Origin of the sequence: Herbaspirillum sp. LeCh32-8 (assembly GCF_017814915.1) — a bacterium.
In the GTDB taxonomy this organism is placed as follows: Bacteria; Pseudomonadota; Gammaproteobacteria; order Burkholderiales; family Burkholderiaceae_D; genus Herbaspirillum.
On the sequence record NZ_JAGIPZ010000002.1, the window covers coordinates 291,277 to 311,726 of the forward strand.

General features: G+C 52.7%; 19 protein-coding genes. 11 read left to right on the forward strand and 8 right to left on the reverse strand.

Annotation, left to right across the window (positions count from 1 at the left end):
* Positions 1 to 27 precede the first annotated feature (27 nt).
* Complete coding sequence (locus J8I26_RS06455) at positions 28 to 1,716, reverse strand: AAA family ATPase (RefSeq protein ID WP_209605323.1); 1,689 nt, start codon at positions 1,714 to 1,716, stop codon at positions 28 to 30.
* 106 nt (positions 1,717 to 1,822) lie between these two features.
* Here J8I26_RS06455 and J8I26_RS06460 point away from each other — a divergent pair, with 106 nt between their 5' ends.
* On the forward strand, positions 1,823 to 2,323 hold the full coding sequence (locus tag J8I26_RS06460; protein ID WP_209605326.1) for a hypothetical protein: 501 nt from the start codon (positions 1,823 to 1,825) through the stop codon (positions 2,321 to 2,323).
* A gap of 1 nt (position 2,324) precedes the next feature.
* Here the strand turns inward: J8I26_RS06460 and J8I26_RS06465 are convergent, their stop codons facing one another.
* The 5 genes from J8I26_RS06465 to J8I26_RS06485 all read right to left on the reverse strand — a co-directional run bounded on the left by J8I26_RS06465 (position 2,325) and on the right by J8I26_RS06485 (position 7,278).
* Complete coding sequence (locus J8I26_RS06465; protein ID WP_209605327.1) at positions 2,325 to 2,795, reverse strand: hypothetical protein; 471 nt, start codon at positions 2,793 to 2,795, stop codon at positions 2,325 to 2,327.
* 390 nt (positions 2,796 to 3,185) lie between these two features.
* The gene (locus J8I26_RS06470) at positions 3,186 to 3,533 is read right to left on the reverse strand and encodes a helix-turn-helix domain-containing protein (protein ID WP_209605329.1); all 348 of its coding nucleotides are present in this window, start codon (positions 3,531 to 3,533) and stop codon (positions 3,186 to 3,188) included.
* A 75-nt stretch (positions 3,534 to 3,608) separates the two neighbouring features.
* Positions 3,609 to 5,036: a HipA domain-containing protein gene (locus J8I26_RS06475; RefSeq protein WP_209605330.1), complete on the reverse strand. Its 1,428-nt coding sequence runs from the start codon at positions 5,034 to 5,036 to the stop codon at positions 3,609 to 3,611.
* A complete protein-coding gene (locus J8I26_RS06480) occupies positions 5,033 to 6,265 on the reverse strand; it encodes a Fic family protein (protein ID WP_209605332.1) in 1,233 nt (410 codons plus the stop codon). The genes J8I26_RS06475 and J8I26_RS06480 overlap by 4 nt, the downstream gene beginning before the upstream one ends.
* Positions 6,238 to 7,278, reverse strand: coding sequence for a Fic family protein (locus J8I26_RS06485; RefSeq protein WP_209605335.1), 1,041 nt, complete (start codon positions 7,276 to 7,278; stop codon positions 6,238 to 6,240). Before J8I26_RS06485 ends, J8I26_RS06480 begins: the two co-directional genes overlap by 28 nt.
* Positions 7,279 to 8,004: 726 nt before the next feature.
* Here J8I26_RS06485 and J8I26_RS06490 point away from each other — a divergent pair.
* The 9 genes from J8I26_RS06490 to J8I26_RS06530 all read left to right on the forward strand — a co-directional run bounded on the left by J8I26_RS06490 (position 8,005) and on the right by J8I26_RS06530 (position 17,176).
* Positions 8,005 to 8,736 carry an IclR family transcriptional regulator gene (locus tag J8I26_RS06490; protein WP_209605336.1) on the forward strand — a complete coding sequence of 244 codons (732 nt, stop codon included), beginning with the start codon at positions 8,005 to 8,007 and terminating at the stop codon, positions 8,734 to 8,736.
* Between the two features lie 296 nt (positions 8,737 to 9,032).
* Positions 9,033 to 9,959, forward strand: a complete 927-nt coding sequence (locus J8I26_RS06495) for a hydroxymethylglutaryl-CoA lyase (protein WP_209605339.1) — start codon at positions 9,033 to 9,035, stop codon at positions 9,957 to 9,959.
* Positions 9,956 to 11,137 (forward strand): CaiB/BaiF CoA-transferase family protein, encoded by a 1,182-nt coding sequence (locus J8I26_RS06500; RefSeq protein WP_209605341.1) that lies wholly within the window; start codon positions 9,956 to 9,958, stop codon positions 11,135 to 11,137. Before J8I26_RS06495 ends, J8I26_RS06500 begins: the two co-directional genes overlap by 4 nt.
* A 53-nt stretch (positions 11,138 to 11,190) precedes the next feature.
* Entirely contained in the window at positions 11,191 to 12,030 is an 840-nt protein-coding gene (locus tag J8I26_RS06505; protein ID WP_209605343.1) for an ABC transporter ATP-binding protein, read from the forward strand.
* Positions 12,020 to 12,811 carry an ABC transporter permease gene (locus tag J8I26_RS06510; RefSeq protein WP_209605345.1) on the forward strand — a complete coding sequence of 264 codons (792 nt, stop codon included), beginning with the start codon at positions 12,020 to 12,022 and terminating at the stop codon, positions 12,809 to 12,811. The genes J8I26_RS06505 and J8I26_RS06510 overlap by 11 nt, the downstream gene beginning before the upstream one ends.
* 27 nt (positions 12,812 to 12,838) lie before the next feature.
* On the forward strand, positions 12,839 to 13,861 hold the full coding sequence (locus J8I26_RS06515; protein WP_209605347.1) for an ABC transporter substrate-binding protein: 1,023 nt from the start codon (positions 12,839 to 12,841) through the stop codon (positions 13,859 to 13,861).
* A gap of 66 nt (positions 13,862 to 13,927) precedes the next feature.
* Positions 13,928 to 14,848, forward strand: a complete 921-nt coding sequence (locus J8I26_RS06520) for an SMP-30/gluconolactonase/LRE family protein (protein WP_209605349.1) — start codon at positions 13,928 to 13,930, stop codon at positions 14,846 to 14,848.
* A 91-nt stretch (positions 14,849 to 14,939) separates the two neighbouring features.
* Positions 14,940 to 16,259, forward strand: a complete 1,320-nt coding sequence (locus J8I26_RS06525) for an MFS transporter (RefSeq protein WP_209605351.1) — start codon at positions 14,940 to 14,942, stop codon at positions 16,257 to 16,259.
* Between the two features lie 590 nt (positions 16,260 to 16,849).
* Positions 16,850 to 17,176 (forward strand): helix-turn-helix transcriptional regulator, encoded by a 327-nt coding sequence (locus tag J8I26_RS06530; protein ID WP_209605809.1) that lies wholly within the window; start codon positions 16,850 to 16,852, stop codon positions 17,174 to 17,176.
* Between the two features lie 334 nt (positions 17,177 to 17,510).
* On the opposite strand, the gene J8I26_RS06535 is transcribed toward J8I26_RS06530, so the two are convergent.
* Positions 17,511 to 18,317: a hypothetical protein gene (locus tag J8I26_RS06535; protein WP_209605353.1), complete on the reverse strand. Its 807-nt coding sequence runs from the start codon at positions 18,315 to 18,317 to the stop codon at positions 17,511 to 17,513.
* Between the two features lie 24 nt (positions 18,318 to 18,341).
* Complete coding sequence (locus J8I26_RS06540) at positions 18,342 to 18,953, reverse strand: hypothetical protein (protein ID WP_209605355.1); 612 nt, start codon at positions 18,951 to 18,953, stop codon at positions 18,342 to 18,344.
* 731 nt (positions 18,954 to 19,684) lie between these two features.
* Here J8I26_RS06540 and J8I26_RS06545 point away from each other — a divergent pair.
* A complete protein-coding gene (locus tag J8I26_RS06545) occupies positions 19,685 to 20,446 on the forward strand; it encodes a hypothetical protein (RefSeq protein WP_209605358.1) in 762 nt (253 codons plus the stop codon).
* The last annotated feature ends 4 nt before the right edge of the window (positions 20,447 to 20,450 follow it).

Here is a 20,450-nt window from a genome sequence, read left to right on the forward strand (position 1 = left end):
GATGTTCATAAAGTATCCAACCCCAGGTCATATCAGATGAATCGCCTCAAGCGGCCGCGCTTTTAGGAACACTGTCGGCGTCATTGGGTTAAAAGTATGCTTATCAGCCCGCTCGGAAGTTTGAATAGAATTTCTGGCCTTTGCCAACATATCTTTGCCTCGACGTTGTGATGCTGGAAGAGGAATTTCTTTACTCATTAAATCCGTTGCGCTCGGAGCTTTGTCGCGATTGTTCTTGTAGTGTTGCTGTACTACTTCGCTTCGCTTCTGAATGAATGTCGCAACCAAGTCGTTGTGCGAACCTTTTGCGAGGTCATCTAACCACTTTACGACTGCGGCAATATCCGCCTGCAGTAGCGTAGCCAGATGCTCCGGATTCAGGAAGTAGCTTTCAACATCGCTACCTTCTGTAATGAATGGCGTGGCGCCTACTGCAAGGATTTTCTTCGATACTTCCGAAACTTCTTGGTCAGTCATAAAATCACGGTCACGATGGATAACTATTTTTGTCCCAGGATATTCTGCGTGAAGAAATTCAGCCAATATCAATGCAGAATCTAGTCGACTAGATGTTCTGTAGCTATAGAACAAGGTTTCCTTCTCTGAAAAGCCATTCGCGAATACGAGCGTTCGGATGAACGAAAGAATCGTATCTTCAGTAAGAAACACTGTCTTAATATGGCCTGCGCGGATTTTGTCAAAATTATCAATCGCGCCAAGGTCTAGCAGAATCGGGAGGATATCTGGTGCTATACCTTGCTGGAAAACCTTTCCTTCTTTGAGCCAAACGAAATTTGAATCCTCATATAGCGATTCAACAAGATGTCGACTGTGTGTTGATATCAAAATCTTCGTTGCCGTCTCTTGGGCGACTAGCCTTAAGGCCGCTGCAAGTAGGACTTGATTGTCTGGGTGAAGATGTGAATCCGGCTCGTCTAAGAGCAGTAGTTTTGGAGCCCAGAGAGTGACATATGCAAATATCTGAAGAGCCTGAAGGACACCAGTCCCAACTAATTCTAGTGGTCGTCTACCAGCCGGTCCGGTTGTGGACACCCAGACCTCGATGTAGATATCGCTCTTCTTATCAAAATTGACCAGAAGGTAGAAGTTCGGAAACAGTAAACGCATCCGTTGGACTAAAAGCGTCATTAGGTCACGCTCTTTGATGATGAGGAGGACGTTTCGGAGGTAGAGATTGGCATCGCCGCTAGCAACTCCTCGCCGAACTACGCTCTCTGAACGAAACTGCTCAACCTGTGGAATTCCTGCCAGTCCAGGAACATAGATGGTAAACATCGCATCGGCGTTTGCCATGGCTTGTCCAAGCTTTGTCGCGCCCGTTCTGACGCAGCCAACGTTTCCTTCGTTTCGTCCGCGATATATCCGAATTAGATGAGCCAGTTCTGCATTGTCTTCGGGGAAGCGCGCCTTGATTTCAAGAAAACCAAAATGACTTTGGTTTGAATATGGAGCGCCATGGCGTAAGTGTTCGAACTGTCGTGCAGGGCAAAAGAGAAGTGAGTCCTGTGGAAACGTCTGCTTCTCTGCCATTTTCGCTGCAATCGCTGCAGCTATAGAAAAGTGAATCCCTTGCAGAACACTGCTTTTCCCAGAATTGTTTCCCCCAACTAAAACGTTGATGCCTCGTAATTGAATTTCGGCTTTCTGTACCTTCTTGAAGCTTTCTAGCCTCAATGACGTCAATTCCATTGCCATCCCTTTTTCTTGTGTTTTTGGTACCCCTATGTAAAAAATATCATAGTTTCATCTACCCTTCGTAGCTAATCTATCGCACTGGCGTGAACAAAAAGGGGATATGAGAATGAATAAAGACTTGAGTGCGCAGGATTTTGAATTGCTCAAGGGGGAATTGGTCATCGCTTTGGGTGAGGCTGTGTGGGCTTTCTCACTTGTTGAAAAACAGTCGTATTTCTATATCAAGGCATTCTCCGAACTGCCTATGCTTCAGATACTGGCAGGCCAATCATTTGGTGCGCGAGTTAAGGCAATTGGCTACTTGGTTCAGGCTGGTTCGTGTGAGGACTACCACCGGAACAAGATTAAGAAATTGTTCGAAGATGCGTTGAAACTTGCCAAACGGCGAAATGTGCTAGTCCACAGTCCTTGGAGCATATGGATTGACCCGCGGTCAACGGAGTTGCGAGACCATGTGCAAGATGCAAAACAGCTTGAGAATGTGAATTTGGAATCGGTACGCTCATTTGCAACGGAGGCGCGCGAACTAGCTGAGCTACTTGCCTTGGCACTAGCTGAAGTTCGGAAATGGAACTATCCGGAAAATGAGCCAAAGGTGCTGCGGTAGGCTACGCAGGCCGGCACATGCTGACCCAGCGCTGCAGGTCGCCGTACTGGTGCATATCAAGCGCCAAAGCACTATCTCGGGCGAGCATGCTGGCGAAGCGTGCGAGAGTTTTCTCGGTGGAAGAGCCGATTCCCTCAACCCCGAGCATTCCTGGTTCTCCGGAATCTGCCAGGACTCGGCGTCCATTGCCATCTATGAAGCTGGCTGGGGAGAGTTGCTCGGCCTTGTCAGGGGAGTGAGCGGCCTCGCTCGCTAGCGCAATCCAGCGGCTCAGGTCGTCAAATTGCTGGCCGTTGAGTACGCCGGCGGTCCAGTCCGAAAGGTGAGACGCGAAAAGCGCCAAAATCAATTCGGTCGTGGACCCCATTCCCTCGCGCCCGTCCATCCCTGGCTGCCCCGACTTGGTCAGCACTCTACGGCCATTCCGGTCGATGAAGCTTTCTGCGGGAAACACGCCGTCTTTCCTGTTCATCTTCGCAGCTCCTTTGATTTTTTCTTGAGGCTCAAAAACGCCAAAAATTGTATCAGAGGAAACTGCGAAAATTGGTGTAACATTAAAATAAGGCTCGTGTTTAAAATAGAAAAGTAGTATATGAAAAGTTTAGCAAAGGTTTTGTATTTTTATGCCGATATGTCTGCATAAAAACACCGTATATATGGGGTGTAAAGGCATATTTTGCAAAATTTATACTGCTGAATATTTTATACGAGGTATAGTATTTATCTCGTGTTTGTAATTGCTTAACTCGAGATATTTAAATTATGACTCGCATTTAATTTGTTGAGAAAACGCAACAATTCAATTTCTGTAAAAGAATTAAAAACTGGCTAATTCGACTCAACAAAAATTGTGTCAGCAGGCCTAAAAATCCAGCTCTTTGAGTTCTGCTGCAGATAGGTCTCGTGTGCGCTGTGTCGATTCCCGAGCACGCAGAAGAATGAGCGCCGGGTCGGACTCCAGAATCAGACTGGCAAATGTGGCGCCTGGCGCAATCGCATCTAGGTACCGTAGCACCTGTCCAATGGCCAAGCCGGGGTCGCCCTTCTCTATGCGGTAGGCCGTATTGCGCGATATTCCCGCACGCAGGGCCGCATCGGCCTGCTTCATCCTTCGCGCGTGACGCAAACGAGCAAGACGCTCCCCGAGGTGGACCAACTTTTGTTTGAGGTTCGGGTGCGCGGTGAGCATCACTGATTGCCGTACTTTCATGTTCGTTTAATCAATCGCTATGCCATTAAGGTTCGATTTAACGAGCATGCTTGTCTCAGTTATCGCAGCCACGTCTCAGCTGTTTTCCAGTCCCGCCGAGGGCGTGTCATCCCAGCCGTCGACACGCGGCAGCCCTTGCGGCATCTCTACCATCAGGTCGGCCAGCTTGTGTCGTAGGCGGGGTGGCGCTCCTATGAGCCTATGCGCTTGCATGGCCGCATAGGTCGCAATACTGCCAACGAGCTCCCGTTCGGGGGCGGTGTAGTCGGCGACATTCACGAGCGTCGGCGCCAGGTCCTTGATTGCTGTCGCCATCTTGGCTAATTCGTGCATCAGCTCCCCGTCCGTAATGCCTGCGACTGCAGCGAAACTGAGCAAGTCTGCTTCGCCAACCTGGTGCCCCAGGAACTGGTCCCCGAATGCCATCGCCATCTCCTGGAGCATCTTCTCGCCATACACCTGGACTGATACCAGGTCATAGAACGGCGCCGGCATAATGCCGCGGGCGGACTGTCGGAACGAGATGTTCTTGCCATGCGCGTCCGAGTTGCCAATCATCAGGTTGAACAGAGCCCATCGAACAATAGTCATCTTGGCGGCCGACGCATCCTCAAAAAGTGGCGCCAATCCGAAGACCTTCTCAAAGCTGACTCCGTACCGCCGCTCAGGGGGCCGGTCGTCATGCCCCCCGAGACATTCGTATTTTCTCCAGCTGGGCATATCCAATGCTTGGCATGCGTCGATGATGTGCGTCCTGCCGACCTTTCCTGGCTGCAGCACGTCGACGCCCGGAGCGTATGTCCGGTCGAAGCGCTCAATGAGCAAGACCGCCTCTGGGACTCGGTGGATTTGGACACGAGGCACGTCAAGGCCAACAGCCGCTGCTAAGGACATGCAGAAGTGTTCGTTGGCGACCAGGTATGGAGTTCTTTGCCTTTGAGGTTCTGGTTTCAACAGGTGGGTTGAAGTGAGTGAGCCACCGGCCAAGAACAGTCTTCCGTCGTGCCAAATGACTTGGAGCTTGTCCTGAACGCCCGCTAGTGACTGGTACCAAACACCGTCCCACTGCGCAAACGGGATGCACCGGTGGCGCGCTTGGATGCGCTCTGAAAGCTCTTCATCGTCGATTTTCCGGAGAAATGGAGCTTGAGCCGCTGGCAGAGCAGCCGTACCGCTGTGAAAGAAGAAGCTTGCGGCGCCGGCCGGTTCGGCACCAAAAAGGCGGCCCATGGCGAACAAGTTGTCGGCGCTCAGTCGACTGTATTTCATTACCGCCATTCGAGCATCGCCTTCGGGCAGTAAGTTTTCGACGAAGCCGTAAGTCGCTCGCCATTTGAATCCTTCCGCAGTCAAGCCAAAGTGCGGCGACAGAGGGAATGACTCGGTGGATGCCTGCCAATGTGGGTAGTAATAGAAGTCGAAAGCCGAGCGATGTAGTTCGCAACGAATGTTCCCGATTGCCTGTGCATAGCTGGTGACCAAGAGATGGCGTATCGCGCTCATGGTCTCTCCAGGTGCCAAATCCCGGCATAGCGTTCGGACGACCGGCGATACGACCATTCGAAGATATCTGCCGCGATGGAGGCGTCTCCAAACTCGTAGAAGCCTAGCATCGCCATCATGTAGTCGTGGACGTCGATATCGATGAATGCAATGGGGGCGCAGCGTGCCTTCACGAGCGGGATGTTCGCCACCACGCGACTAGCCTGCTTATTTCCCTCGATGAACACCTGCAGGTAGGCAATGTGCAGCCATAAAAAGAATGCGGCCTCTATGGGATTCCGGATTTCAGCTGACTGCGCGCATGCGAGCGCCAGCATCGCATCGATGTCTGGCACTCTGCGCAATGGCCGATACCGGGATTTTCCAACTTGCGTATGGACCGTTCTTGTACGCCCGAGATGGCGCGTGGACAGCATATCCTTCATGATTTGCACATGCGAGTTTCGGATGAAATCGATGGATAGTGGCCACTTTCGTCCGTATCGCAAGACCATCTTGATAGCGTCAGCGTTCGATACCAGAACCGCCTCGTCTCGCCATCCCGGGGCATCTTCTTCAAGTATCTTCTTGGCCTCCTCAAGCGACATTCGTTCGCGCTCCAGACGGCATGATGCCCATGAGAACTCCAGGACAAACTTATCCATGACCAGCGTGGGCATGAAGTATTCCTGGGCTGCACGCTGTTCACCAAGCGCAGCCAACTCCTCAGCCACTCCAGGTGGGAGCAATGAATCCACATTCGGACGATACTGTTTCAGGAGCTCCGGCCGATAGCTAGTAACTGGACGCTCCTCCCAGGGTTGGTCCAACGCAGCGAATAGCCTCTTCGCGGCCAGACTCCAAATTGGGTGCTCCTCATTCTTCATTGGGGGCATTCCGATACGCGTATGGGTTACGGCTTCTTGAGCCCGAACCTTATCGAGCACAATGTCTACCCGAGTTTTCACCGCTGGCTTCGCCGGCTCAAACAGTGAGCCCACCGCCTTTGACGCTGCCTCAGGGACGACGAGTACCTCTAGGTGCGCGCCATCCAGAAGTGCCAACAAGGTCGACACGTTGCAATCTTCCTGGCCAGCCAGTACACGGTGCACGACCGCTGGTGTGAGACCCGAGCGTGCAACGATGCTTTCTTCGCTAATGCCGTGCTGTTCCATGAAGGCCTGGACGGATGAGGCAATGTCTCCTGTTGTTCTCACCATATTTAGCGTCGTTTCAACTCGGGATTCCATATGCCTTCGAGGCAAAAGCCAGGATATCGCCGGGCAGATTGCATATAGGCCCAAGTGAACAGGTCCGCTGCAATTGATGTATCTCTGAACTCATAGAAGCCGACCTTAGCTTTCTGGTAGTCGATTTTGTCCACGTTGACGAAGGTGATAGGTACAAGGCCGGCCTTCAGCAACGGGATGTTCATGGCAGCGCGGCTCGTGCGATGGTTGGCCGTATCGAAGGGATGTAGATACGCCAGATGCAGCCACAGGAAGAAGGCGGCCTCGATGGGATTGCTAATGGCACATGCTTTCTGGATGAGTATGTCCATCATCTCCGCTAACATGAACGCATCGCTAAGAGGGAAATACTGGCTGCCAGGAATGTTGGTGGCGTGCTTGCGGAAGTCGCTTTTGCTACTCGGGTCGAAGTGACCTTCAATATGTTGCGAATTTATTGTCAGGATTCTGTCGCAGGTCAGGTCGAGACCATCATTCCACCAAATCAGATTGTTATGGACAATGAAGTGATTCAGCACATCAAGAGTGTCCAAATCATGTCGCAGTTCTTTTGACGAGAGCACTTTCCGAGCACCATAGCGTGACAAACTGCTACCTCTCAGGCGAGTGCCGCCCCAGATAAAGTCCATCATGAACAAGTCGCCCACGTCTTCATCGGTGTCACGACGGCCTACGGCGGCAGTTGATGCCTGCAAGAGTTCGTGCGCCAACTCCGGTGGCAACATGAAGCTGACGTTCGGCTGGTACTCGTTGAGGAACCGGTGATTATATTTAACAGCTTCTCTCTCATCGAGAGGGGTAGCAAGGCGTTCGAATAGTGCTTCTGAAGCTGCTGACCAGACTATGTCACGCTCAGTGCCTCTGGCGCCACTGAGTTGACGAAGGGAGTTTTGCCGGCCAATGCGAAGCAGCGACCGCAGGCCCAGGTCAATTGCCTCTTTTCTGGTTTTTATGCCGCACTCACGTTGGACATCTGCCATGAGGCCCACGTCGATTTCGATATTCGTGCGCATGTTTATCCCGGACGCATTCCCGCAAGCTGCATCTCGATAATGCGTTGCGACTCAGCCTTCAATATCGCGGCCTGCTCTGGCTCAAATCCAAGGTCGGCGAATACATTGCCCTCTGTGGGCGTTACGTGCGCGGAGTGGGTCTCGGTAGGTGTCATGCGACCAGCATGAGCGGTTTCGCTGACTAAAAAAAGATGAGCGCCGAAATAACAATTAATGGGGCTTTTCGTAACCGGAAAGATTGTTCCGGTACTGCCGATTTTGAGCAGATTCAGGAAAGTTTTTGCCGCTTCGTACGAACGGTAGAGCGTCGTATTATTTCAACGCCTTAGAGAAAAACGGCTTTTCGCCTAATGATTGCGGTTCTAATGCCTGCTTGGTAAGCTACATTGCAGGACCTCTTGAGCCGACTCGCGAGGTCGCCCGCCAAGTTCTGCTTGGCCTAGCAACCGCTAGGTAAGAGGAATCGGACCCGATGGACCAGAAGCCCCGCTCGTCGGGGCTTCTGCATTATTGCTCATTAAGTGAGCAATTCCGAGGCTGCCAATCTGGAGGCAGCGTGCCGAGACGGCAATAGAGGTTATCCACAGGCTTATCAAGTACAAATGGGGATAACGGCTGCCTGCCGTAAAACAGGCAGTGGTAGGGGTTAATGCCGCCCTAATCAAGTGAAGTTCTCGGTTTTCTCGAATCTCGGTAGAATCGCTCCCGAATCAACGGAGCTTACGTATGCCAAGAAAGCCAGTAAAACAGTCTGTGTCTGACATCGATGCTGCACCAGGAGGTGCCGCAGCGGTGGACCGTGCCCTGTCTATTCTGTCGGTGTTTGGAGTTGAAACAGAAACTTTGAGCCTGGTACAGATTGCCGAAGCGACAGGCCTATACAAAAGCACGGTTCTTCGACTGCTTGCGTCATTGGAGCATGGCCGTCTGATACAAAGATTAGATGACGGGCGCTATTCACTCGGTGTCGAGATAGCTCGACTATATTCCGCGTATTCGCATTCCTTTGCGTTGTCCGAGGTGGTTATGCCGGCGATGAGCCGGTTGGTAGAGGTGACCCGTGAAAGTGCGTCCTTCCACGTTCGTCAGGGGGACCAGCGGCTTTGCCTCTACCGAGTAGATTCTCCGCAGCCAATTCGTGACCATATTCGTGCGGGTACCTTGCTGCCATTGAATCGCGGCAGTGGAGGCCGAGTTTTGCTTGCATTCGAAGGCGAGCCTGGCGAACCATACGAGCAGATTCGCAATGACAAGCAGATGTCTTCTAACGGCGATAGACAGGAGGGTGTTTCGGGTATTTCATCTCCAGTCTTCGACGCAACGGGAAAGCTTGTTGGTGCCATCACGTTGACTATGCCATCGACGCGATTTAAGGAGACGCACAAAGACGCTGTTCTATCGGCAGCCAAAGAGATGACGCAGGGGCTTGGCGGTTCAACGCGGCTCTATGACAAATAAGCAGAAATGCTCAATATTATTTCCTCACTTCAATAGACGCTTTGGCAAGACCTAGTCTTTCACTGCATCTGCACCACACTCTTTAGGCCGCTTAGCGGCCTATTTTTTTGCGCCGAACCTTCTCTGGACGCCGCATTTCTCCCTATATCCAAGCCAATTTAATCTTGAAATTGCCGCTTCACTTTGCTGCTTTGCAGCGTGAAGTCGCCAGCGAATTCCATTGACAGCCCATTTGACGACTTCCATAATGTTCCTAAAACAGAACGACGTTCTGTAAGATAGAACACGGAGAAATGATGGAAAACATCTTGGTGAGCGAGGTTGGTCCACGTGACGGGCTGCAAGCCCTGTCGCGGGTGATGCCTACTGAAGCGAAATTGAAGTGGATTTCGGCCCTGGCGGCGGCCGGCTTGAAGGAAATTGAAGTCGGCTCGTTCGTACCGCCGAAGCTGTTGCCTCAAATGGCCGACATCGCCGAGGTGGTTGCATACGCGAAAACGATTCCTGGGCTGCACGTAACTGCGCTGGTCCCAAATCTGAAAGGGGCTGAGAAAGCGTTTGAGAGCGGCATCCACAAAATCACCCTCCCTGTATCCGTGAGCGAACCTCATTCCCTTTCCAACATCCGCAAGACCCATGAGCAGGTCATCGCAGAGGTGCGCGGAGTGATGGAGTTGCGGGACGCAAAGTACCCAGGCATTCATGTCGAGGCCGGACTGTCGACTGCGTTCGGCTGCACGATTCAAGGTGTCGTGCCTGAAGACGATGTGATTCGCTTGGCTGAAATCATGGCCGAACTTGGTGTGGATGAGATTGGCCTGTCAGACACGTCGGGTTACGCGAACCCTGCGCAAGTGCGTCGCCTTTTCCCGCGGCTGCAGCGCGCAGTCGGCGCACGTGCAGGTGGCGCGCACTTCCACAACACCCTGGGCCTCGGCTTGGCGAATGTGTTGGCGGCACTCGAGGTCGGTGTGACGACCTTCGATGCGAGCCAAGGCGGCATTGGTGGATGCCCGTATGCCCCAGGAGCAACCGGAAACATCGTCACGGAAGACTTGGTGTTCCTGTTGGAGTCGATGGGTATCAACACCGGCATCGATATTGAGAAATTGGTGGCCGCACGAGCTGTGCTGCTGGGCGGTCTGCCGGGCGAGGAGCTCTATGGATTCGTTTCGAACGTCGGACTTCCTAAGGGTTTTGAATACGGAGTGACACACGCATGAGCAACGAACAGCAAGCAAGCCTACCCCTGCAGGGTATCCGCGTCATCGAGTTTGTCCACATGGTCATGGGACCGACCTGTGGTCTCGTTCTGGCGGACCTCGGCGCAGAAGTCATCAAGGTCGAACCTGAAACCGGTGATAACACCCGTCGGCTGATGGGCTCTGGTGCCGGATATTGGGTCACTTACAACCGCAACAAGAAGAGCGTGGCAGTGGACCTGAAGTCCGAGTCTGGAATGGCGTTCGTGAAAGAGCTGATTGCTTCCGCTGACGTCGTCACCGAGAACTTCCGCCATGGCGCGATGGAGAAAATCGGACTGGATTACGAATCGCTGAAAAGCATCAAGCCAGACCTCATCTACTGCTCGATGAAGGGATTCTTGCCGGGGCCATATGAGAAGCGTGCGGCTCTGGATGAAGTCGTTCAGATGATGTCGGGTCTTGCCTACATGACGGGCCCGGAAGGGCGCCCATTACGCGCGGGTGCGTCAGTCAATGACGTCATGGGCGGGATGTTCGCCGCCATCGGCATCCTGTCGGCGGTCATTGAACGCGCACGCACAGGCAAAGGCCAGCTGATTCGCTCCGGGCTTTATGAAAACTCGGCATTCCTGGTTGGCCAGCATATGGCGCAGGAACGTATCACCGGCAAGCCTGTGGCGCCGATGCCTAACCGGGTTTCTGCGTGGGCCGTCTATGACGTCTTCAGCGCGAAGGATGATGAACAGGTATTTATCGGGGTGGTCAGCGATACCCAATGGAAGCAGTTCTGTGACGTGTTCGGCTTGACTGAATTGGCTGCTGACCAATCTTTGGCTCTGAATAATCAACGCGTCAAGGCCCGAGACCAGTTCATGCCTTATCTCCGCGCGAAGTTCGCGGCGCTGAGCAAGAGCGAACTGATGGCGCTGTGCGAGGAAGCTGGCTTGCCATACGCGCCAATCAAAAAACCTGTCGAGTTGTTCGAGGACGAGCACCTGCTGAAGTCCCAAGGACTGACAGCCGTCTCCATCCAAACCGGAGAAAGAATCTCGATACCTGCTCTCCCCTTGGAGATGAACGGGCGCCGCTTCGGAACACGAATCGATGTGCCCAGCATCGGAAGTCACAATGAAGAGTTGGCCAAAGAAGCCGGCGTGACCTACGAGAAAAATCCTGAATTGAGCGAAGCCCGATAGGCCTGTCGTTCAACTTTCACAAGAATCAATGATGACAAAAATGGAGACAGTTCATGGAAAGTATACGCAAGGGAAACGCAGTCGAGCTGCGTGAAGTCGCCGTCAAATTTGGCGACTTCACCGCTGTTAAAGAGGTCAATCTTGAAGTCGCAGATGGAGAGTTCGTGGCCGTCGTGGGGCCTACCGGCTGCGGCAAATCGACCATCCTGAATCTGGTGACAGGACTGCTGCCCGCTGCGGCAGGTACCGTCAACATATTTGGAAAAAAGCTCGCCGGCCTGAATGATGTGGCAGGTTACATGCTGCAGCAAGAAGCGCTGCTTCCATGGAAGACGGCCTTGGACAACGTCGGCCTGGGCCTGGTTTTCCAGGGCTTGTCTGTGGAGGAAGCTCGTAAGCGCGCAGCGCCTTGGCTCGCCAAGGTGGGACTCAAGGGCTTTGAGCATCGCTACATTCACCAGCTCTCCGGCGGCCAGCGCAAGCGCGTAGCCATGGCGCAGACGCTGATTATGTCTCCGAAAATCGTCCTGATGGACGAGCCGTTCTCGGCGCTTGACGTGCACACGCGCCGGCTGATGCACCGCATCCTCCTCAATCTCTGGCAGGAAGATAAGCGCTCCCTGATTTTCATCACCCACGATTTGGAGGAAGCCATTGCGTTGGCTGACCGAGTCGTGGTGATGTCTGCAGGCCCTGGCTCTCGCGTCGTTGGAGAAGTGAAAATTACTTTGCCGCGACCGCGTGACGTCAGCGAGCTGGCGACCACGAACGAGTACCTGAAGCTGTATCGCGAACTCTGGGCCCTGCTGGGCGCAGAAGTTGAGAAGAGCTATGGCAGCCAGGACGTAAAAATCGATAAGGTCGAAATCAAGGAGACAGAACATGCGGCGTAAGTCAAAAATTAAAGCTACTCAACTGGTGCTGCTCGTCGGGGCATTGTCGCTGTGGGAGTGTGGTTCTCGAATGGGATGGATTGACCCATTCTTCTTCCCGGCGCCATCAAGCATCATGGGGCGTCTCGCGGAGTGGTTTTCGTCATCGGATATCTGGTTCGATTTGGGTGTCACGCTGCTCGAAACCGTCCTGTCCTTCGTATTCGGCATCACCGGCGGCATTGTTCTGGGTATTTGGTTGGGCCTGGCGCCATTCGCACGCGCCGTTCTGAATCCGTTTATCAAGGTCTTCAATGCAATTCCCCGCGTCCTCTTGGCGCCTATCTACGTGCTGTGGTTCGGCCTTGGCCTTACTTCCAAGGTCGCCTTGGGCCTGACTTTGGTGTTCTTTGTGGCGTTCTTCAACACGCTTCAAGGTGTGCGCGAGGTCAATCCTGTGGTCTTAGCTAACGCGCGTCTGCTGAAGGCTAGCAAGGGGGCACTTCTGCGCCACGTGTATCTGCCGTCTGCCACTAGCTGGATTTTGTCCAGCCTCCGGGTATCGGTCGGCCTGGCAGTGCTGGGAGCGGTGGTAGCGGAGTACCTGGGTTCGTCGATGGGCCTGGGACACATGATTGCCCAAGCTGAAGGCGTGATGGATGCAACGGGCGTGTTTTCAGGCTTGGTGTTGTTGTCGGCCTTTGTAGTCGCCCTGGATGCCATCGTCGACCGGATGGAGAAACGTCTCCTGGTCTGGCGCCCCAATCAAGACAACGAAGAAGCCGAATTGGCTACGCGATAAAAAAATCTATTAAGTGAGGAGAACGACATGTTGAAGACCTTCAAGAAGCTCCTGGTACTCGCTTCGTCTGTTGTGTTCAGCGTTGCGGCACATGCTGCAGCACCAGAAAAACCGGAAATCAAGATTGCCGTAGGCTCGGCCATTTTGGGCTACTCGCCAGCTCCCCTGGCAAGCACACTCGGTTTCTTCAAGAAAGAAGGGCTGGACGTAACCCTTGAGAATTTCCAGGCCGGCGGTAGCAAGGCATTGCAAGCGCTCATCGGTGGTTCGGTGGACCTGGTGGTCGGTTCCTACGACCACACCATTCAAATGCAGGCCAAAGGCAAGGAAATCGTAGGTGTATTCTTGCTCAACGAAGTGCCTGGTATCGTGTTCAACGTGCGAGCCGACTTGGCTGACAAAATCAAGTCCGCAAAGGACCTGAAGGGAATGCGCGTTGGCATTACAACTCCTGGTTCGTCGACCGATATGATTGCTCGATACTACGTCGCCCGTGCCGGCCTGACGGACCGCGATGTGAAGTTCATTGGGGTTGGCTCCGGAGCGCCTGGTATGGTTGCTTTCGAGGCGAAGAATGTCGATGCGCTTCTGGCCTATGACCCGGTGGTAACGCAGTTGTCCCGGAAGAAACTGGCTGTTCAGCTCTTCGATGCTCGTACTGTCGAAGGTTCGAAAGCGGCCTTCGGTGGCGCCTATCCCTTCGCCTGCGTCTACGTTACCAAGGACTTCCTGGAAAAGAACCCCGAGACCGTTCAGCGTGTAGCCAATGCGTTCTTGCGCACGGTCCGTTGGATTGACGCAAATACTCCAGCGAAAATCGTGAAAACTCTGCCCAGCAACTTCAAATTGGGGGAAGCTTCTCTCAATGAGGAAATCTGGGGTTCTTCGAAGGCCATGTTCTCGAAGACGGGCCTGTTCTCTGAAGAGGCTGTGAAGACTCCGCTCTCAGTGCTGAGTCAGTACGACCCTGGAGTGGCTTCCGCAAGAATCGACTTGAAGAAGACGTACACGAATCGATTTGCAGAAGCAGCAGCGCAGCAGGTCAAATAACCTGCAATCAGTGGGCAGCGCTAGTTGCTGCCCAATCCTCTTTGTCCTTTGTTCGCCGAGTTCGCCATGATGTATCTTGATAATCCTCCCCGCGTCATTCAAAGTCGCGTTTATACCTCTATGCCAGAGGAGTTTCGCCGACGTGGAACGTCGCCGGCTTGGGCAAAGGCGAACAAAGGCGGGCATCCCGTCGACTGTTTCATTGAAGGGCCGTCGTTCGACAAGGACGGAAATCTCTATATCGTAGACATCCCCTACGGCCGTATCTTCCGTATTTCACCAGACCTCAAATGGACCCAGATTGCCGAATACGATGGGCAACCCAATGGTCTGAAATTCCATCCTGATGGCCGCATTCTGATTGCTGACTATGCAAGAGGCCTGTTGGAGTTGAATCCCGAGACCGGCGACGTGTCCACAATCCTGTCCGGACGCAATGGTGAGTCATTCAAAGGTATTAACGACCTGAACATCGCCTCAAACGGCGATATCTATTTCACCGACCAGGGACAAACTGGTCTGCAAGACCAGACCGGCCGTGTTTATCTGCTGAAAGCCAATGGCGACTTGCAGTGCCTGCTGAATACCGGTATCTCGCCCAACGGCCTTACTCTCGACCGTACTGAATCTGTTCTCTTCGTCGCGATGACACGCGACAACGCAGTCTGGCGCATGCCGCTGACAACTCAAGGCGGGACGGCCAAGGTTGGTCGCTTCTGTTCCATGTTCGGCACCAGCGGCCCGGACGGTGTAGCCCTCGACAATGACGGCAACATCGCGGTCGCCCATGCCTCCTTGGGCCACGTCTTCTTGTTTGCACCTAATGGTGAACTCATCGCCCGCGTTCGCTCGGCAGCGGGCCCCACGTGCACGAATGTGGCGTACGGTGGCCCCGAGCGAAAACAGCTGTTTATTACTGAATCGTCGACGGGAACCGTGCTGGTTGCCGACATGGACGTTCCAGGATTCCCCCAGCCGCGCGCTTAAGCGAGCTTACCAATTCCATATAAGAATGGCCCGCCTTCAGGGGTGGGTCACGCCATAGTCATGCCGTCTCAAGCATAAGGAGACAAATATTATGAAAACTGCCGCCGCATCCAAAGCGCAGATACCCCAAGAGGTTACTGCCGATTTCACCCCTGAAGAGAACGCAGCTCTGCGCAAGGCAGCCTGGCGACTGATTCCGCTGCTAGCACTCGCCTACTTCTTCAACTACTTGGACCGTACTAGCGTGGGTTTTGCCGCGCTGACGATGAACAAAGACCTGGGGCTGACTGCAGCACAGTTCGGGATTGGCGCCGGCATCATGTTCGCCGCGTATTGTCTCTGCGAAGTGCCATCAAATCTGGCGATGTATCGCTTTGGCGCTCGTAAGTGGATTGCCCGCATCATGATTACCTGGGGCTTGGCAGCGGCTGCTACCGCGCTGTCCGTGGGACCCAATAGCTTCTATGTCTTCCGACTGTTGCTCGGAGTCGCCGAGGCTGGATTTTTCCCGGGCGTCATTTTTTTCCTGACGCTTTGGTTCCCGGCCAAGTACCGTGCACGCGTGCTCGCATGGTTCACGGTTTCGACTCCTTTGTCTTCGCTCATTGGTGGCCCTGTCGCCGTCTGGCTGCTACAGTTTGACGGTGTGATGGGACTGACTGGCTGGCAGTGGATGTTTATCGTGACAGGTTTGCCTGCGTGCCTTTTGGGCCTGGTGGTGCTGGCCGTTTTAGCGGACAAGCCAGTTGATGCTAAGTGGCTCACCGAATCGGAGCGCAATGCGCTTCAGCGGCTGCTCGAAAAAGAGGGGGTTTCAGCCAAAACGAAGAAATCCATGAAGGGTGCTCTCAAAGACCCGCGGGTCTATCTGATGGCACTCATCTCATTCAGCTTCACCTTGGGGTCCTACGGGATTGGCATCTGGTTGCCACAAATCCTGAAAACTCATGGTGTCAGCATGGGGGCTACGGGTTGGGTATCGGCGATTCCTTACTTCTTCGCGACTATCGGATTGATTTGGTGGGCTGCACACGTTGATAAAAATGGGCGTGCTATCAAAAATCTGGTTATCGCCTGCTTGCTAGCGGCGGTTGCCATGGTCTTCTCGATTTCGTTCGCTAATCTGGTTCCAGCGATGGTCGGAATCACTTTAGCGCTGGTTGGCACGATTTCGGCACGAACCATTTTCTACACAATTCCCGGGAAGTTCTTGTCCGGAGAGGCTGCGGCCGGTGGTCTGGCCTTTATCAATTCAATCGGTGCGTTGGGTGGTTTTGCTGGGCCCTACCTGGTCGGCTATCTAAAGGACCTTACCGGTAGCTTCGCTGCTGGAATGATTGGAATGGCCGTAATTCTTACGCTCGCCGCGGGCATGTCTATGAGTATTCGGCTCTTCATGAAAGACAATTGAAACCCTAAGCAGTAGAACAGAAGCCCTGCGTGTCAGGGCTTCTGCATTTTTGTGTCAGGAATACACCCACTGGCGAATAAAGCACGGGTCGACACTCGAAAATACGTGCGGTTTGGCTGTGATAGCCTTGTATTCGCTGGGGGAATATGAAGAACAATCAAAAGGTTTTTACATATCGGAACTCTATTGCCATTTGCTTGGGCACCGTTTTTAGGGCGTGGCTATCCACAGGCTTTTCCAACGGAAAAGCGGATAACAAGTGCCGATGAATGGTCTTGGTGGATTGCAGGCTGCAGGTCAACAGCAGGCAGAGGCCTGCGCCCCATACTTTTCTCAGCATAGTTATCTCTTTGGTTTGATGACTGTGACGTCTGGGAGGCGTCGTGCCTTTATCGGCCTGAGTGCGTCGCTTGCACCTGGGTGACGCAGCACCCTCTTGGCTGGGGTGTGAGATGCGTCGAGCATGATTCCCCCCGGAATCGATGTTTTCCTTGCTTCGTATATGAGAAAACGCCAGTTTTGCGATTTCGTTGAAGAAAGTCTACGTATTTCGTAGAGATTTCGCAAGCGTATTCTACGAATATCGCAGGATGTCAAAAAAGGCCCCATCAACTGTTTTCGGGGTTCGTCTACGGCAGGCGCGCCTGCATGCGGATATTCCGCAAGACCGGTTGGGTGTTCAAATCGGCTTGGACGAGACCACGGCCAGTGCGCGCATCAGTCGCTACGAGACTGGCGTACATGAGCCGCCGTTTGAAGTGGCCAAAAAGATTGGGGCCGCACTATCTATACCGGCGGCTTTTTTCTATTGCGAGGATGATGCCCTAGCGGATGTGGTTCTGGCTTGGGGCATCTTGAAAAAGAAAGAGCGTGAACGAGCTAAGGTTCTGCTGCAAGAGTTATCCGGCGCAAAATAGTATTCGTTTAATCTAGCCACTCGAATGAAGTAGAGATGGCTCACCTTCTTGGAGCTTCATGTCCACTTTGATGTGCACGTTGTAATCTCGTTTGGATTGGAATTCTTCGCTTCCGTTGTTATCGCAGCATTTAACTTTGTGGAGGGAACTATGCAAAATTCAATCGCCGTTATTTTGAAACTGATGGCAAGTATTTGGTGCGGAATGGCGTTCCTGCGGAGCTCTGGTGAGTAAATTCCAATCTGAATGAGAGATAGACGGGTATTGATTTGTGAGATGTGCCAATGAGGAGCGCATGAGGTTCGATTCCTCCACTCCGCACCAATTTTAAAAATCAGACCTTTTTGTGGGTATGAAAGTAGGTTAGCGTATTCTCCTTGCTGTTCGTAACCTTGAGATTGACACGCTCGTTTTGGTTGAGCGGCATCAGGTTGCCGTCGACGAAATAGCCAATCGATTCTTCCAGGGTGCTTAGTTCAAGCCTGGAGATGGTAGTCAGTGTATCTAATGCTTCTCCAAGGCCGGTCATAGGCGCCTCTGAATTGACGAGGCGGAACCAAGCGTAGTTTGCAAAGACATCCGACGTAGGATAGAGCGTGTTGGTTGACCTGCTACCGTGATAAATTTCTAAGTCCCAGCGAATCGCAAGGTCCTCAAGAGTGGCCCTTACGTCATTTAATTCTGGATAGTGCATGAAGTGTTTGTTACGCCCCATGCGAATCCACTTTTCAGTATTGAACTGTTCTAGTAGCTCTGCCACTCTCGTGCTCCCGGACTGCTCGTCTCCTGGTCGGTAGTTCTTTGTTATGAACTGCCGTAAAAGAGAATTCTGTGGACTGAGAAGCTTCGAAAACTCGAACAATTTTCCGAAGAATAACCGAGCGAGCATTAAAGACTGCATCATCTGGGCTTGGCGCTGCGCCTCGTGCCTAAATTTGGCTTCTCGCGTCGCGACGAACGCCATCCGTTGAATCCAATTCAGTTCATGGTGGATGTGTCCCATAAGGAGCAGGCAATAACGCTGTTCAATGGGAAGAGCGATAAATTGCTCAGCAGGTATCTTTTGATAGTAGAGCGTGACGGAGTTTTTCCCACTGCCTTGCGCAACTAGCTTCTTTTTGCGCCGCGTTGAATGCCGCATACGAAGCTCCTATTGAATTTTCTGTCACAGGTCGTGGGCAAGAATATCTGTAGCGAGGTCTCTGACGACCTTCGCTCTGTCAGTCAGCCCTAGTTCCCTCATGTGGGCATGTTGGTATGCGTCGCTTCCTTCAGCAATTTCAAATACGAGGTTGAGATTAGCTAGGGCGATAGGAAGCATGGTAACGGCTTGAATCATATTTGGTGATGGGATGTCCATGACCGGAATGCCTCTAAACAAGTCGCGATAATGCAAGATTACTGCAGGATTGAAATCGTCAAAGAAGGCTGCGTTTTGTGCTTCGTCTTCTTCCAGCATTGCTTCGGCCATATCTCGAACAGCTCTCGCTATACCCTCGAAAAGCACGCTTCGACGTTTACTTTCCCGATTTTCCTTTTCCGTTTCTAAGTCGCGCTGACGCTTAACTTGCCTTTCAATTGCCAGGAACACTGCGCCGAGTGCAAGCACCGAACTAATAGCCTGAATCCATGTGGCGACGTCGCCGTCGCCAATGCCACCATTCTCGATTGCAGTTTTGGTTCCGACGATAAGAAACGCAAATAGCAAAATAACTGCGCTAATCAGGATTTGCTCGAGAAGTCTAGTGAAGAGAGTTGAGATAAATGCCTTGCTCATTTCATCTTTCCTGGAAAATGGTTGGCACATCAGCCGGACGACTGGCTAGATGAAGTAGCCCAGCGTGTTCACGTAGTGGGTATTCGAGGTCATGAATATACTTTGTTTCATATCGTGCGATAGGTGCGCCGACGCTGCGGCTGAACAGAAGAATATCCGGTGGTAAGATTCAGCGCCGAGGTGGAGGAAATATGGTTGATTCAAACGATAAAGAGATAGAGATTGACCATGTGGTCTATTCTTTCGCGTCTAGCGCTATGGCCCGGGCGTTCGTGTCGTGTTTGCACACCGCTACGTTGGCCACTTGCAAAGAGAGTTGGCAGCCAATCGGAATCTATCCACCCCCTGTTTTGCAGATAAATGCTCTTTAATTTAGCGTGCCGATTGCACAGTGCGGCTCTCTTGAGCTGTACGTGTTAACGTTCTGCTCCCTGGAACGGCAGGCCTAAGAACAGTCGACGACAATATTGAATATGTCCAATGCAACGAAGTTGGAAGAACTCATATCTCAGGAACACTCTACCGAGGTCCAATGTGGGAAATTTCTTTCGGAAATCGCACATTTTTTAGTCCCTCAGCAGATTTCTCCATCCGACGTTCTCATGAGCGATACCGAAGAGCGCTCCCGAGTTGGTGATAGCGATTTCGTTGTATCCGTCAAGATTGATGCTGGCGGTGTATTCCCGCGCCATATCGCATATGTTTGGGAGCTCAAAGCTCCGTAAAAGTATTTGTTCCAGTTTGACCGTGCAGAAAATCGAGTCCGGCCAAGCGACGAATTGTATGGCGCTGAAAATCAGCTCATAAATTACGTCTCCGAATTAGGTACGAGCGAAAGCTTTCGCGCGAAGTACCAAGTTGAAAGCACATTGGACGACATCCGACCTGGCGGCATCATCATTGGTCAGAACGCGCGTGTAGTCAAGGCATCAGAACGCGACGAGGATGCTGCTATGAGCCAAGCGAGGCTCGCTTATGCGAGGAGAGAAGCATATTTCTGGTCACCGTCCGGCATCAAAGTGCATACGTGGGATTGGGTGCTTGAGCGACTGCGTATGGTTGAAGGTTTGGCGCCGAAAGCGGCTCCTGGGAAACGGGAGAAGAAGCGCACGGAAACAATTCGCTCGCCATCCGATGGGCCTGAGGTTTCTAGTTTCGGATTCCTTCAGTTGGCTATGCAGAATTATGTGGGCAGTAACCAGTCAGCATTGCGCCTAGCTGCTGTCGCCGCCTTTGCTGCCGTTGAACAAAAGCTGACCGTCGGTGGATTCGTACGTAATGCTAGGGATTCCACTGAATTATTCCGAGTCCGCTTTGTACGTGGGGACCTGGACTTAAAATTTCGACGCTTGCGAGACATAAGAAACAAGAGCGTCCATCTCTTTTCCGAGGAAGTCACTGCGGAAGAAGTTTCTTACGCAATAGATGTGTCCAAGGAGATATGTAGTTATTTGGAGCAGGAAGGTGGTGGTCTCGTGCTTCGTGGGGCCTGACCGA

Coding starts and splice junctions, on each gene's coding strand:
- J8I26_RS06540 (WP_209605355.1), bottom strand. CDS start 18,953: ATGAGCAAGGCATTTATCTCAACTCTCTTCACTAGACTTCTCGAGCAA.
- J8I26_RS06495 (WP_209605339.1), top strand. CDS start 9,033: ATGGAAAACATCTTGGTGAGCGAGGTTGGTCCACGTGACGGGCTGCAA.
- J8I26_RS06535 (WP_209605353.1), bottom strand. CDS start 18,317: ATGCGGCATTCAACGCGGCGCAAAAAGAAGCTAGTTGCGCAAGGCAGT.
- J8I26_RS06525 (WP_209605351.1), top strand. CDS start 14,940: ATGAAAACTGCCGCCGCATCCAAAGCGCAGATACCCCAAGAGGTTACT.
- J8I26_RS06460 (WP_209605326.1), top strand. CDS start 1,823: ATGAATAAAGACTTGAGTGCGCAGGATTTTGAATTGCTCAAGGGGGAA.
- J8I26_RS06465 (WP_209605327.1), bottom strand. CDS start 2,795: ATGAACAGGAAAGACGGCGTGTTTCCCGCAGAAAGCTTCATCGACCGG.
- J8I26_RS06505 (WP_209605343.1), top strand. CDS start 11,191: ATGGAAAGTATACGCAAGGGAAACGCAGTCGAGCTGCGTGAAGTCGCC.
- J8I26_RS06520 (WP_209605349.1), top strand. CDS start 13,928: ATGATGTATCTTGATAATCCTCCCCGCGTCATTCAAAGTCGCGTTTAT.
- J8I26_RS06500 (WP_209605341.1), top strand. CDS start 9,956: ATGAGCAACGAACAGCAAGCAAGCCTACCCCTGCAGGGTATCCGCGTC.
- J8I26_RS06475 (WP_209605330.1), bottom strand. CDS start 5,036: ATGAGCGCGATACGCCATCTCTTGGTCACCAGCTATGCACAGGCAATC.
- J8I26_RS06490 (WP_209605336.1), top strand. CDS start 8,005: ATGCCAAGAAAGCCAGTAAAACAGTCTGTGTCTGACATCGATGCTGCA.
- J8I26_RS06510 (WP_209605345.1), top strand. CDS start 12,020: ATGCGGCGTAAGTCAAAAATTAAAGCTACTCAACTGGTGCTGCTCGTC.
- J8I26_RS06530 (WP_209605809.1), top strand. CDS start 16,850: ATGTCAAAAAAGGCCCCATCAACTGTTTTCGGGGTTCGTCTACGGCAG.
- J8I26_RS06455 (WP_209605323.1), bottom strand. CDS start 1,716: ATGGCAATGGAATTGACGTCATTGAGGCTAGAAAGCTTCAAGAAGGTA.
- J8I26_RS06480 (WP_209605332.1), bottom strand. CDS start 6,265: ATGGAATCCCGAGTTGAAACGACGCTAAATATGGTGAGAACAACAGGA.
- J8I26_RS06515 (WP_209605347.1), top strand. CDS start 12,839: ATGTTGAAGACCTTCAAGAAGCTCCTGGTACTCGCTTCGTCTGTTGTG.
- J8I26_RS06485 (WP_209605335.1), bottom strand. CDS start 7,278: ATGCGCACGAATATCGAAATCGACGTGGGCCTCATGGCAGATGTCCAA.
- J8I26_RS06470 (WP_209605329.1), bottom strand. CDS start 3,533: ATGAAAGTACGGCAATCAGTGATGCTCACCGCGCACCCGAACCTCAAA.